Raw genomic sequence first — 13555 nt, 5'->3', positions numbered from 1 at the left:
ATTTCATTGTCAGCTACTAATACATCATCTCTAAATGATCATATCCTGCCCTCTAATCTTGCATAGTAGAGGAGAACGCACGCAGATGAAGTTTTTGATCGCGCAGGCGAGGAATAGGGGTTGGTGTGTCATAACCAATCCAAACTGCGGATGTATACCGATCATTCATGCCGATTACCCATAAGTCTTTAAATGAATCGGTCGTTCCTGTTTTTGCCCCCGTGTAACCGGTCGTGTAGGAAATACCTCTCGCTGTACCGTTCAACACTGCTTCCTGCATAAGAGAACGGATGCTCTTGACAGTAGAAGGCGACCATACGACTTTCGAAGATTCCTTCCACTTGTACAGTACATTGCCTTTAATATCCTTTACAGCCCGTATAGCATGGGGGGGTTCGTAAGTGCCGTCCAAAAAGCTGGTCGTCGCCCCGGCCATTTCAAGAGGTGTTACGCCTTTGGAGAATCCGCCAAGAGCAGCAGGGTAGGTATGATCTGCTTCCGTGACATGCTGGAAATGAAAAGGTTCCAGATGGGCGAAAGCATTATCAATCCCGACTCGTTGCAGCAGGCGGACGGCTGTCGTATTATAACTGTTACGGAAAGCTTCCCGAACAGAAGTCGTCCCAAATTGATAGCCTCCGTAATTTCGTGGGCAATAGCCATAAATGCAAATACTGCTACTGTTGACAGGTGTGTCGGCATGATACGGACCGCTCTCGAAAAACGGAGCATAGACGAGCAGCGGCTTGATGGCAGAGCCGGGCTGACGGACCGCTTGGTATGCCCGGTTGAAATCCGTTTTTTTATAGCCTGCTCCTGCATAGAGACTGACGATTTCACGCTGCTCATTGTCTATCACTGCAGCACCCGCTTGCACGCCTCGGTTCCCAAGGAGGGCAGATAATCTATTTTCATCATGCTGTTGTTTCGTTGGATTCAATGCTGTTTCGATCATTAAACCTTGTCGGATGACCTCTCCGGCACGTCGATTGATTTCATTTTGCCAGTGCTGTCGTTCTTCAGGCGTCTTGGCTTTGAGCAATGATGCATCTAGCCCTTCGGAACGAGCAATCAGCTGTTTTAATTCTTCTAGAACATAGGAGCTGTACATTGGAAAGTCCTGTTCTTTTTTCTTTATATTCAGTTGAATAGGGAATTGGCGATAGTCTTCAAATTGTTCTGCTGTGATCACTTGCTGTTTAACGAGAACATCGAGCAATCGTTCTTGCCGCTCTTTTGTCCGATCGAAATGACGCAATGGATCATAGAGTGAAGGATTATTCGGAATCGCCGCTAAAAATGCAATTTCTGCTTCATTTAATTTATCCAGCGGTCTGTTGAAATAGAATGTAGCGGCACCACCGATCCCGTAGACCCGGTTACCGAAATACATTTCATTTAAGTACATTTCTAAAATTTCATCTTTGGATGATTGTTTCTCCAATTCAGCAGCAAGGAACAGTTCCTTGAATTTCCTCTCGTACGTCTTCTCGGTCGTTAAATAGCGCATACGTACGACTTGCTGTGTGATGGTAGAAGCCCCTTGACGCACATCATCAGTAGCGGCATTAATCGTGAACGCACGAATGATTGCTGCAATGTCATAACCGCGGTGTTCATAAAACGTGCGGTCTTCACTTTTCAAAAAAACTTGCCGTGTAAAATACGTCATATCTTTTAAATCCACTGGTCGTCGCCACTCCACATACTCCTCCGCAAACATTTGTCCATTCCGATCCTTCATCTGAACCGGGGTTTCAATTACTGGCGCTTCCAATTGCACAGCTTCTTGAATAGACTCTTGCAAAGCTTCAGTCTGTACTGCTTCAGCCTGAATCTGATCTTGTATGAACAGCAACAACGGAATACAAGCCAACGTAATGACCAAACCAACCAACTGCTTCAAACCTTTCAGCCCCTCTACACGTTCGCAAATCGAAACTCACTCTTTAGAAAAATATAACATAAATTAATTGGAAGAGATGGAGTACAGAATAATGCGAACTTAAGTGAAAACACAAAAAGTCTCGTACATCACAAAGGATATACGAGACCGGTACTATATTTTGTCGTTCGCTTCTACTTGTCGATCTTCCAAAAAGTGTTCGAAGTCTTGAGTTGGTCGTCGAATCGCAAATGTCAAAAAGGCATAGCCTATCACAAATAGCACTCCTGTGACGATAAACACAGCTGGAATTCCGATGTAGCCACTGACAATACCGCCAAACATCGGACCGATAATATTACCGAGGAAACGGAAGCTTGTGTTATAGCCCATCACCTCGCCCTGCACTTCAAGAGGGGCTTCCCTTCGGACAAGTGCTGTTGTAATTGGAATCATACCGCCTGTTGAAATCCCGAATAAAAATCGCAGCAAGACCAGTTGCCAAAGGGACGTGACGAACGCTTGCGGGATAATAAATACAAAGGACAGAATCAGTAAGACCCCAAGCACTTTTTCGTATCCAATGTCATCTCCAATTTTGCCCCACATTCGAGCAAAAAGTAAATTTCCGAGCCCGGTCGCACTGAATGTCAAGCCTGCCAAGAATGCCACATTGGTCGCAGCGTGTGTTAAATCCGCCACGTACAGTGAAAGCAACGGTTGGATACTGAAGTTGCCCACTTGAATCAATGTCGTCACAATCATCACATTAAACATCAAACGGTGCTTAAACAGTCCGCCAATAATGACTTTTCGAGAATACGCAACTACTTTTCGGGCCTTCACACGGTGTTCCTCTATAATTCCGAATAAAACGAGCAACGCGGCGATGACCACGGATACTGACGTAATGATGAATGTATAGCTGAAACCGAAACTATCGGCCATCATCCCGCCTAATACCGGGCCGAACAGCATCCCTGCGACACCGCCCATCTGCAGCGTCCCGAGCATCTTACCTGCTTGTTCACGAGGTGTCTGAGAAGAGATGAAAGCCAATGAAGTCGGCAGAAAGCCTGTCACCAAACCATTTACTAACCGTAATAGAAAAAAGACCTCCACGGAATTAACGAACCCCATTAAAAAGACGGAAATCGCAATCCCGAATCCATTGATCAGCAATATAGGCTTAAATCCAAAACGATCGGCAAAACGACCCCAAATAGGCGACATGATCAGTGCAGTAATGAATGTTGCCCCAAAAATCAATCCTGCCCATTTCTGAACATACTCCTCCGAGTAATCTCCAAATGTTTCAATGTATAACGAAAGAAAAGGCATGATCATCGTCATCGTGCCGGCAACTAGAAAGTTGGTCACCCAGATGATTATAAAATTTTTCTTATGTCTGCTCAAAATTGGACCACCTTTTATGGAAAACTTTATAATATACAGTATAAAACAATTCGGTAGGCGAAGGAAATATCTAGCTTGAACCAAAAGCGGAAGGCGTCTGAAGCTGGGTGTCATCAAAAAACTGGTACTGTCAACTAACTGTCACAAGTTCAATTATCGAAATTTCCACCTAACTATGGTAGACTGTTTTCATATACGAAGCAGTACCAGGCAAGCAAATTAGAGGAGGAATTCCATGTACGCACAATTAAACCATGAAGTAGCAGAAAACGAAGCACTTGTTGTCATGAATACAACGATGGGTCCAATAAAAATTAAGCTTTTCAAAGAGCAAGTACCTAAAACAGTAGAGAACTTTCTGACACATGCTGAAAATGGCTACTATGATGGAATTATTTTCCACCGTGTAATCCCTGATTTCATGATTCAAGGCGGAGACCCGACCGGCACTGGTATGGGTGGAGAGAGCATCTATGGCGATTCATTTGAAGATGAATTCACAATGGACCTATTTAACTTGCGTGGAGCGCTATCCATGGCAAATGCAGGTCCAAATACGAATGGCAGTCAATTCTTCATTGTCCAAGCTTCAGAACTAGCTGGCGCATCTGCAGATCAGTTGAAAAAAGGTGGGTGGCCTGATGAAATCGCGGAAGCTTACGCAGAAAACGGAGGCACGCCGCATCTTGATCAACGCCACACAGTATTTGGCCAAGTGATTGAAGGAATGGACGTTGTCGACAAAATTGCAGGCGTGAAACGTGATCGCCAGGACAAGCCAAAAGAGGAAATCAAAATCGAATCGATTGAAATCGTTCAAAAATAATCTTGATTTACCTATAGGGGGAAACTAGCATGAATTTTGTTTTATTGATGCCGTTCCTTTACTTTCCAGAAGATAAGGCAGAATATATCCCTGCAGCCATTTCATTCTTCATTTTCATGGTCTTGATGCTGTTGACATTCCGCTGGATTTTACGGAAGTCCAAAAGGCAGGAAGAAGAAACGAAAGAACTCGAGCAGCGTATTTTGAAAGAACGCCAACTCAATCAAAACAAAGAACACCCCGTCGATTGATGGGGTGTTTTTAATAGATAAAGAATAGATGGGCTAGTGGGAGCTGCATCGTTGGTCTGCGTTCCAGGCGGACGCTTGCGGGGCACGGATGAACCGCTTCCTCCGATTCGCTCCGTCCAGGGTCTCACCATTCGCGTTAAACGCCGTAACGTAGAACGACTTTTGCGAGCATAAGCGAAGCGTTGGGAACACATTTTTGCCTTTCGCCGCCTTCCACTACGAGCAACTGGCATAATGTCCTAACTTTAGTGAGTTGAAGGTCGATGCAGGCGGGAGGGCAAGAACACGGGCTAGCGTCTCAGAAGGAATAGAGACTTCTTTGTTTAAGGAGGCAAACACACTTACTTTATACAGTGAACTCACTATTTACTACAGCGAACAATCCCCGGGCCACAAGCCCGTGTTTCTGTTCAGCGCTTTTTTGGTTCTACTCATAAACTCAAAATGTTAAAGTTTGTTGAAATTGTGGCGTCTCTCTTTTTTCTTTTAAGGCGCTATGCTATGATAGAAAGAAAACATAAATAAGGTGACGAATCGTGCAAACCATGGAAATGAAGAAACGTGCTGTCGCACTCCTGAAAGAATGGGATCCTTTCTCAGCAGGCGAGGATGCGTATGATTTAGAAATTGCGGATGTCGTGGCGGGACTCCATCATATCGACCATCCGACAGACTTGGCCAAGTGTATTCGTAATGTATATGAGCAATCCTATCAAATTTGGATACCTTTAGAAAAATGCATGGAAATTTCATATAAACTGTTAGCTGTCAAATACGAAGCCAAGTGCATTGTTTGATGCTTTACAGAGCTTTATCACCGCCTTGCTGAAAGGCGGTTTTTTGTTCAACTCTTCAGAATATGGTATACTATGAGCGGCCGCAATGGCAGACTAGATACTACTATAGATTGGGAGCTGTTTTGCATGTCTCACAAATTTGCAGTAGGAGATGAGCTAACCGGTAAAGTTACCGGAATACAGCCGTACGGTGCGTTTGTCGCGCTAAATGCTTCAACGCAAGGGTTAGTGCATATCTCTGAAATCACCTATGGATTTGTCAAGGATATCCATGAACATTTGGAAGTGGGTCAAGAAGTTCGTGTGAAGGTGTTGGAAGTGGATGACGAGGCTAGCAAAATTAGCTTATCGATTCGCGCACTGCAAGAACCGCCCAGCTCCTATCAGAACCATCCCCGTACTCGTCAATCCTTACAAGAACGTGTGGATCAGCAAGACGCAGATGGATTCAACTCACTTAAAGACAAGTTAAAGGACTGGATCGAACAATCTGGTCATTAAAAAATCACGAAAGCAGCGATCTGCTTTCGTGATTTTTTAAATTATCAAAGTTGAGTGATTGCTCTTTGACATCCTCTGAAACTTCTTGCATGATTATATATGTAAGCGTTATCAAGCGCAGATAGTTGCGTCTTATCTATAAAGGAGGAGTAGACTGATGATTCCATACAAACATGAACCTTTTACAGATTTTACGGTCGAAGAAAATCGCAAAGCGTATGAAGAAGGCCTGAAGACAGTAGAAAGCTATGTAGGTAAGGAATATCCCTTGATTATTGGCGGCGAACGGATCATAACGGATAAAAAATTAGCATCGAACAACCCTTCGAATAAAGACGAAGTCATCGGCAATGTATCGCAAGCTGGCCGTGAACTTGCAGAGAAAGCGATGATAACAGCCAAAGAAACATTTGAGAATTGGAGAAAAGTGAAGCCAGAGTTCCGTGCGGATGTCTTATTCAAGGCAGCAGCAATCATTCGCCGCCGCAAATTTGAGTTTTCTGCGTTGCTGACAAAAGAAGCGGGGAAGCCTTGGAATGAAGCGGATGCTGACGTGGCGGAAGGTATCGATTTTATGGAATACTATGGACGCCAGATGCTGAAGCTAAAGGACGGAATGCCGGTTGAGAGCAGACCTGGCGAATATAATCGTTTTGAATATGTTCCGCTCGGCGTGGGTGTTGTCATATCCCCATGGAACTTCGCTTTTGCGATCATGGCAGGAACAACTGTGGCGGCGCTCGTTACCGGCAATACGGTATTATTGAAGCCGGCATCAACTGCCACAGTAGTCGCCTATAAATTCATTGAAGTATTAGAGAAAGCGGGTATGCCAAAAGGCGTCGTCAACTATATTCCAGGGTCTGGTTCAGACATTGGAGACTTTTTAGTAGATCATCCTGCTACTCGCTTTATCTCATTCACAGGCTCGCGCAAAGTGGGAACGCGTATATTTGAACGCGCGGCGAAAGTTCAGGATGGTCAGATTTGGCTGAAACGCGTCATTGCAGAAATGGGCGGGAAGGATACGATTGTAGTGGACAATGAAGCAGATTTGGAGCTGGCTGCGCAGTCGATCGTCAAATCTGCATTTGGCTTTAGTGGACAAAAATGCTCGGCTTGTTCACGCGCGATCATCCATGAAGAGGTTTACGATGAAGTGGTCACCCGAGTAGAAGCGTTAGCGAAAACGTTCAACTGGGGCGATCCAGTCGATGGGAAAAACTTAGCCGGTCCGGTCATCGATCAAGCCGCATACGATAAAATAATGGAGTATATTGAAATTGGTAAACAAGAAGGACGTCTTGTGGCGGGTGGAACAGGTGACGATTCCAAAGGGTATTTTGTGGCGCCGACAGTCTTTGCAGACGTTACTCCAAACGCACGTATTTCACAGGAAGAAATCTTCGGACCGGTCGTCGCATTATCGAAGGCTTCATCTTTTACGGAAGCGATTCAATTTGCCAATGATACAGACTACGGATTAACAGGCGCCGTTATCACGACGAACCGTCATCATATCGAACAGGCGCGGGAGGATTTCCATGTCGGCAATTTGTATTTTAACCGAGGCTGTACGGGTGCCATCGTAGGATACCAGCCATTTGGCGGATTTAATATGTCAGGCACAGATTCAAAAGCAGGCGGTCCGGATTACCTGCAGCTTCATATGCAAGGAAAGACCACATCGGAAATGCTATGAGTGGGTTATGAGGAGGGTATGGGTATGTCTAAAACAGATCGCATTATAGAACAAACGAAAAAATATGGAGCGAATAATTACCACCCGCTTCCGATTGTCATTGCAGAAGCGGAAGGTGTCTGGGTGAAAGATCCGGAGGGCAATAAATATATGGATATGCTAGCCGCATATTCTGCAGTCAATCAAGGCCATCGCCACCCTAAAATCATTCAGGCACTGAAGGATCAAGCGGACCGTGTCACCCTTACTTCACGTGCGTTCCATAACGATCAATTGGGCCCGTGGTACGAAAAAATGTCTGCTCTTACCGGAAAAAATATGATTCTTCCAATGAACACGGGAGCAGAAGCTGTGGAAACCGCTTTGAAAGCTGCGAGGCGCTGGGCATATGACGTGAAAGGTATAGAAGATAACCAAGCGGAAATTATTGCGTGTGTCGGAAACTTCCATGGCCGAACGTTGGGCGCGATTTCATTGTCGTCTGATGAAGAATACAAAAAGGGATTCGGCCCTTTACTGCCGGGCATTAAGTTGGTGGAATACGGCAATTTGGAAGCGTTGAAAGAAGCGATCACACCGAATACCGCTGCTTTCCTAATCGAGCCGATACAGGGAGAAGCCGGAATCATCATTCCTCCTGAAGGCTTCTTAAAAGAGGCGGCGACTCTCTGCAAGAAAGAAAACATCCTCTTCATCGCGGATGAAATTCAAGCAGGACTTTGCCGTACAGGTAAAATGTTCGCATGCGAATGGGAAGGTGTCACGCCCGATATGTATATTTTAGGAAAAGCGTTAGGAGGTGGCGTATTTCCAATTTCCTGTGTGGTAGCGAACGATGATGTGCTCGGTGTCTTTAATCCAGGCTCGCATGGATCGACGTTTGGTGGGAATCCTATGGCATGTGCTGTATCGATTGCGGCGTTAGAAGTGCTGGAAGAGCAAGAGTTGGCAAAACAAGCGAGAGAGCTTGGCGATTATTTTATGGAGGAACTGAAGAAGATTTCGCATCCGTCCATTCAAGAAATACGCGGACGCGGCCTATTCATCGGGATGGAATTGACGGAAGCTGCCCGCCCGTTTTGTGAGAAATTCAAAGAACTGGGTCTATTGTGTAAAGAAACCCATGACACGGTAATCCGCTTTGCGCCGCCTCTCACCATTTCAAAGGATGAACTGGACTGGGCGCTTGGGAAAATTCGTGCAGTATTTGAGAGCTGATGAGAAGCTCACTTTGGATCGCCATTTATGACGAATGAAATAATTCGAAAAAGGTTTGGATTCCATGGGTGGAAGTTTCATTATCCTCATGTTATAATGTGTCCGTGAAAGACAATACCAAACAAAGAGGCGAACCATACAATGACAGAAAACCTGAATCTATTTACGTCTACGCAAGTCGTGATCAAAGAAGCACTTGAAAAGTTAGGCTATGATGAAGGAATGTATGAACTACTGAAAGAACCACTCCGTATGGTGGAAGTACGAATTCCAGTCCGCATGGATGATGGGAAAGTAAAAGTATTTACGGGTTTCCGCGGTCAGCATAATGACGCGGTCGGACCTACGAAAGGCGGCGTGCGTTACCACCCGGGTGTTACAGCTGATGAAGTGAAAGCACTTTCTATGTGGATGACGTTGAAAGCCGGCATCGTTGACTTGCCGTATGGCGGCGGTAAGGGAGGAATTATCTGTGATCCGCGTGAAATGTCGATGGGCGAACTAGAACGCTTGTCTCGCGGATATGTGCGGGCTCTAAGTCAAGTAATGGGACCGGCAAAAGATATTCCAGCGCCAGACGTCTTTACAAACTCCCAAATTATGGCTTGGATGATGGATGAGTACAGCAAAATTGACGAATTCAACTCACCAGGCTTCATTACGGGTAAGCCAATTGCTCTTGGTGGATCTCACGGACGTGACCGTGCGACTGCTGAAGGTGTAACAATCATTATTAACGAAGCGGCAAAACGTCGCAATATCGATATGAAGGGCGCACGTGTCATCGTGCAAGGTTTCGGTAACGCAGGAAGTTTCCTATCCAAGTTCCTTCATGATGCAGGAGCGAAAGTAATCGGTATCTCTGATGCGTATGGCGCATTGCATGATCCAGATGGTTTAGATATCGACTATCTGCTTGATCGTCGTGATAGCTTCGGAACAGTCACTACGTTATTTGATAACACGCTGACTAATGCTGAATTGCTAGAATTGGATTGCGATATCTTAGTTCCAGCAGCAATCGAGAACCAAATTACTGAAAAGAACGCTCATAACATTAAAGCAAGTATCGTTGTGGAAGCAGCGAATGGTCCAACTACGTCTGAAGCGACTAAAATCCTGACAGACCGTGGAATTCTATTGGTTCCTGACGTATTAGCGAGTGCGGGCGGTGTAACCGTTTCCTACTTCGAGTGGGTTCAGAACAATATGGGTTACTACTGGACAGAAGAAGAAGTACGTGAAAAGATGACTGAAAAAATGGTTACAGCATTCGAAAACGTTTATAATGTTGCGACTACACGTAACATGGATATGCGTCTTGCTGCTTACATGATCGGTGTGCGTAGAACAGCAGAAGCCAGCCGCTTCCGTGGTTGGGTATAAGTTGTAAATCAGTAAAGGCATCTCCTCTTGTTGAGGAGATGCCTTTTATGCATTTTCTGTGGATGGCGCAGGTGTCGGCTCTTCATCTGTCTGTTGCCAATAATTAAATAACACTCCAAGCGTCATCAATCCGGATAATCCGATGACCACGTATAAAAATCTTGCTAACGGCTGATAAGCACCTTCCGTCAATTGTGCAATGACATCAAATCGGAAAATGCCAACGACTCCCCAATTCAAAGCCCCGATAATCGTAATGGCCAGTGCTAATTTTTTTAGTGTTTCCATACGATCGCCTCCTTTAGTAAAGTATATCCCGTTTCGAGAACACTATACTTGCATCCCAAATACATCTTTTTCATAATGGAGAGAGGAAAAAGGAGGCAGAAGAATGAATAAATTTGTTTTTCAAAACCCGACAAAACTGATTTTTGGTAAAGACCAACTTCAAAGATTGCCTAAAGAACTTGCTGGTTACGGAAAAAAAGTACTATTAGTGTATGGTGGCGGTAGTATTAAACGTAACGGCTTATATGATTCATTAATGAAACTTTTAAATGAAAATGATTTTGAAGTAGTGGAAATGGGGGGAGTCGAACCCAATCCACGTTTATCTACTGCTAAAAGAGGAGCTGATCTCTGCAAACAGCACGATGTCGATGTTATTCTGGCGGCTGGCGGCGGTTCTGTAATCGATTGCACAAAATTGATCGCTTCTGCTGCAAAGTATGATGGAGATCCATGGGACCTCGTAACAGGAAAAGCCAGACCGAAAGAAGCATTGCCTTTTGGCACAATATTGACGCTTACGGCAACCAGCTCTGAGATGAATGCGGGTTCCGTTATCACGAATGAAGAAACTCAAGAGAAGTATGGTTGGGGTGGACCTTTCAATTACCCTAAATTTTCTATACTTGATCCAACTTATACATTAACGGTCCCGATGGATCAAACAGTCAACGGTATCGTGGATACGATGTCACATATTTTCGAGCAATATTTTCATGTAACAGACAATACGCCTTTTCAAGATGAAATGTGTGAAGCGGCCTTACGTTCCGTAATGGATATTGGAGGTAGACTAGTAGAGGATCCTAATAATCTAGAACTTCGAGAATCGATGATGCTGGCAGGAGTATGGGGATTGAATGGTTTCTTGTCGATGGGGACAAGGGGAGATTGGGGAACTCATGATATCGAGCATGCGGTCTCGGCGGTTTACGATATTCCACATGCAGGCGGCTTGGCGATATTATTCCCGCACTGGATGAAGCAGACATTCCCGCGCAACCCAAAACGCTATGTACGTTTGGCGACCAACGTCTTTGGCGTGGATCCAACCGATAAGTCGGACGAGGAGATTGCAATGGAAGGTATTGATCGATTGAGTGCTTTTTGGAAACAAATCGGTGCGCCGGTTTCGCTTGCCGACTATGAAATTGATGATTCGAAATTAGAGTTAATTGCCCAGAAAGCCGCTGTTAAAGGGCCGCTTGGCGGATATGCGAAGCTCTCAGAAGATGAAGTTTTGACATTATTGAAAGCAAGCTTATAAGAAAAAGCGTCAAGTCCCATCGACTTGACGCTTTTTACGGATAAATAACGAGCTCCACTGATTCTACATAAGGAAGGGTGGTTAACTCTACATAGAGAGAAGACGTAGATTTTTTTGGAAGTGCAGTGAGTTTGAATTGCAACTCATGCTGGTACTGATGCTGAGTGGTTTCGAACTGTCTAATGCGCATATGGTCAATTTCCATGCTTTCTTTTCGCAAGTATTGGACAAGATCTTCGATTTTGTCCTTGTCAGTGATGATGACGATGCAAGTTGCTTCTTTCATCCGAAGGCGTCTTGGACCAAATCTGCTTAAGAATGGAGCGACCACCTCGATGACAAGCATTACACTAATGACCGCAAAGAAAGATTCGATGTAAAATCCGGCTCCAACGGCAATCCCAATTCCTGCAGACCCCCAAATCATGGCAGCCGTAGTGAGCCCGGTTATGTTATCATTGTCTCTTCGAAGAATTGCTCCTGCGCCTAAAAATCCGATGCCGCTGACGATCTGTGCAGATAAACGTAAAGGGTCCATCGTGATGTTGATATCGTCTCGTGCGGGGACTAAGTAGGCAGCCTCAATTGAAATGATGGTTAACAAGCAACTGAAGGTGGCAATAACTGCACTCGTTTTTAATCCAATCGGTTTCTTTTTAATTTCTCGCTCGACACCGATTACCAAACTAAGGAAAAGTGCAATGCCGATTTTCATAACTGCTTCCATATTTAATGATTCAGTAAGTAAGGGTAGCAAGGTAAATCCTCCTTTGCTGCTAAAGTGGGGAGATAGCCGGGAAGGCTTTAAAATCCAAAATAGTTTTTTAGATCTCTTATCACCTATTGTAAAGGGTAAAGAGATAGAAAGAGAAGTGATTCATTTTGAATAAACCGATAATTCATCCATACATACCTATTGCAATCGGCGTTTTGACTGTTGGTTTATCCGCAATTTTTGTGAAACTGACGACAGCGGATGCAGGAGTGATCGCCTTCTATCGTATGTTTTTTTCAGTAGTCATTATGCTTCCATTCTTTTTGCAATCCTATAGAAAGGAGTTATATCGTTTATCAAAGAGGGATTGGCTGCTTTCCTCGATAGCAGGTATATTTCTTGCTATCCATTTTATACTTTGGTTTGAATCTCTTAATTACACTTCAGTTGCAAGTTCCACGGTCCTTGTAACCCTGCAACCTATTTTCGCATTAACAGGAACTGCCCTCATCTTTAAAGAAATCATCAGTGGGAAAATGCTGACCGCTGTCATAGTTGCACTTACCGGGAGTATTATTATAAGCTGGGGAGATTTTCGAGTAAGTGGAGCTGCGTTATTCGGTGATGTGCTGGCATTATTGGCTTGTGGTTTTATCACAGCTTACTTATTGGTAGGACAAGACGTAAGAAAGAGAGTATCACTTGTAACCTATACTTTTCTTGTCTACTTAGTTAGTTCGATCGCTTTGTTTCTATATGTTATTACGATACAGCAACCTTTATTTAGTTACCCGGCTTCTGACTGGGGTTGGTTTCTTGCTTTGGCTTTACTTCCGAATCTATTAGGTCACACATTATTTAACTGGGCAATAAAATGGGTTAGCACGAATGTGATCTCGATTACAATCTTATTTGAACCTGTGGTTGCTTCCATTGCAGCATATTATATTTTGCAAGAAAGTATTTCTGTTTCGCAAATGATAGGCGGAATCGTTATTCTGACAGGGATCTTGCTGTTTGTGCTCGACTTCAAAGCAATAAAGAAAAAACTTTTTTTTAAAAAGGCTTGATTTCTTTATCGAATCTATTGTATATTAGTTCTTGTCGCTTGAGGCAGTCACAAAAACAATAAAACTTCTTTTAAAAAAGTTGTTGACTTGAAGTGGTGCCTAGTGTAATATAGAGAAGTCGCTTTTACAACAAGCACACAACATGAACCTTGAAAACTGAACAGCAAAACGTTAACGAATTATACGTTTGTGCATCGGCTTTGCCGGTGACATAAACAAAATGAGTATCTTAA

Annotated in this window: 13 protein-coding genes; 9 read left to right on the top strand and 4 right to left on the bottom strand. The window is 44.1% G+C overall.

The features are described 5' to 3' along the window. Positions 1-52: 52 nt before the first annotated feature. A complete protein-coding gene (locus H7J92_RS01410) occupies positions 53-1906 on the bottom strand; it encodes a transglycosylase domain-containing protein (RefSeq protein WP_221835086.1) in 1854 nt (617 codons plus the stop codon). A gap of 153 nt (positions 1907-2059) precedes the next feature. Further along, positions 2060-3301 carry an MFS transporter gene (locus tag H7J92_RS01405; RefSeq protein ID WP_221835085.1) on the bottom strand — a complete coding sequence of 414 codons (1242 nt, stop codon included), beginning with the start codon at positions 3299-3301 and terminating at the stop codon, positions 2060-2062. 235 nt (positions 3302-3536) lie between these two features. Here H7J92_RS01405 and H7J92_RS01400 point away from each other — a divergent pair, with 235 nt between their 5' ends. The 7 genes from H7J92_RS01400 to H7J92_RS01370 all read left to right on the top strand — a co-directional run bounded on the left by H7J92_RS01400 (position 3537) and on the right by H7J92_RS01370 (position 9982). Beyond that, entirely contained in the window at positions 3537-4127 is a 591-nt protein-coding gene (locus H7J92_RS01400; RefSeq protein WP_078818066.1) for a peptidylprolyl isomerase, read from the top strand. Positions 4128-4156: 29 nt separating this feature from the next. Next, positions 4157-4378 carry a hypothetical protein gene (locus H7J92_RS01395; RefSeq protein ID WP_009498002.1) on the top strand — a complete coding sequence of 74 codons (222 nt, stop codon included), beginning with the start codon at positions 4157-4159 and terminating at the stop codon, positions 4376-4378. Between the two features lie 545 nt (positions 4379-4923). After that, on the top strand, positions 4924-5175 hold the full coding sequence (locus tag H7J92_RS01390; RefSeq protein ID WP_040759692.1) for a DUF1871 family protein: 252 nt from the start codon (positions 4924-4926) through the stop codon (positions 5173-5175). A gap of 126 nt (positions 5176-5301) precedes the next feature. Next, a complete protein-coding gene (gene yugI, locus H7J92_RS01385) occupies positions 5302-5676 on the top strand; it encodes a S1 domain-containing post-transcriptional regulator GSP13 (protein ID WP_040759395.1) in 375 nt (124 codons plus the stop codon). Between the two features lie 154 nt (positions 5677-5830). After that, complete coding sequence (pruA, locus tag H7J92_RS01380; protein ID WP_221835114.1) at positions 5831-7378, top strand: L-glutamate gamma-semialdehyde dehydrogenase; 1548 nt, start codon at positions 5831-5833, stop codon at positions 7376-7378. 24 nt (positions 7379-7402) lie between these two features. After that, positions 7403-8596 carry an ornithine--oxo-acid transaminase gene (locus tag H7J92_RS01375; protein ID WP_040759394.1) on the top strand — a complete coding sequence of 398 codons (1194 nt, stop codon included), beginning with the start codon at positions 7403-7405 and terminating at the stop codon, positions 8594-8596. Positions 8597-8737: 141 nt separating this feature from the next. Next, positions 8738-9982: a Glu/Leu/Phe/Val family dehydrogenase gene (locus H7J92_RS01370; RefSeq protein WP_009497997.1), complete on the top strand. Its 1245-nt coding sequence runs from the start codon at positions 8738-8740 to the stop codon at positions 9980-9982. 45 nt (positions 9983-10027) lie between these two features. Here H7J92_RS01370 and H7J92_RS01365 read toward each other — a convergent pair whose 3' ends face one another. Further along, positions 10028-10270: a DUF378 domain-containing protein gene (locus tag H7J92_RS01365; protein ID WP_009497996.1), complete on the bottom strand. Its 243-nt coding sequence runs from the start codon at positions 10268-10270 to the stop codon at positions 10028-10030. 103 nt (positions 10271-10373) lie between these two features. Here H7J92_RS01365 and H7J92_RS01360 point away from each other — a divergent pair, with 103 nt between their 5' ends. Beyond that, a complete protein-coding gene (locus H7J92_RS01360; protein ID WP_221835084.1) occupies positions 10374-11537 on the top strand; it encodes an iron-containing alcohol dehydrogenase in 1164 nt (387 codons plus the stop codon). Between the two features lie 34 nt (positions 11538-11571). On the opposite strand, the gene H7J92_RS01355 is transcribed toward H7J92_RS01360, so the two are convergent. Next, positions 11572-12294 (bottom strand): MgtC/SapB family protein, encoded by a 723-nt coding sequence (locus tag H7J92_RS01355; protein WP_425441349.1) that lies wholly within the window; start codon positions 12292-12294, stop codon positions 11572-11574. A gap of 125 nt (positions 12295-12419) precedes the next feature. Here H7J92_RS01355 and H7J92_RS01350 point away from each other — a divergent pair, with 125 nt between their 5' ends. Further along, complete coding sequence (locus H7J92_RS01350; RefSeq protein ID WP_221835083.1) at positions 12420-13322, top strand: DMT family transporter; 903 nt, start codon at positions 12420-12422, stop codon at positions 13320-13322. The last annotated feature ends 233 nt before the right edge of the window (positions 13323-13555 follow it).

Source organism: Sporosarcina aquimarina (assembly GCF_019748715.1).
GTDB classification, from domain to species: Bacteria; Bacillota; Bacilli; order Bacillales_A; family Planococcaceae; genus Sporosarcina; species Sporosarcina newyorkensis.
This window is presented reverse-complemented; position numbering and strand designations above follow the sequence as displayed.

What these genes read in the sequence shown, in the direction of transcription:
- H7J92_RS01360 (WP_221835084.1), top strand. Translation starts at nt 10,374, where the DNA reads ATGAATAAATTTGTTTTTCAAAACCCGACAAAACTGATTTTTGGTAAA.
- H7J92_RS01375 (WP_040759394.1), top strand. Translation starts at nt 7,403, where the DNA reads ATGTCTAAAACAGATCGCATTATAGAACAAACGAAAAAATATGGAGCG.
- H7J92_RS01395 (WP_009498002.1), top strand. Translation starts at nt 4,157, where the DNA reads ATGAATTTTGTTTTATTGATGCCGTTCCTTTACTTTCCAGAAGATAAG.
- H7J92_RS01365 (WP_009497996.1), bottom strand. Translation starts at nt 10,270, where the DNA reads ATGGAAACACTAAAAAAATTAGCACTGGCCATTACGATTATCGGGGCT.
- yugI (WP_040759395.1), top strand. Translation starts at nt 5,302, where the DNA reads ATGTCTCACAAATTTGCAGTAGGAGATGAGCTAACCGGTAAAGTTACC.
- H7J92_RS01400 (WP_078818066.1), top strand. Translation starts at nt 3,537, where the DNA reads ATGTACGCACAATTAAACCATGAAGTAGCAGAAAACGAAGCACTTGTT.
- H7J92_RS01370 (WP_009497997.1), top strand. Translation starts at nt 8,738, where the DNA reads ATGACAGAAAACCTGAATCTATTTACGTCTACGCAAGTCGTGATCAAA.
- H7J92_RS01390 (WP_040759692.1), top strand. Translation starts at nt 4,924, where the DNA reads ATGGAAATGAAGAAACGTGCTGTCGCACTCCTGAAAGAATGGGATCCT.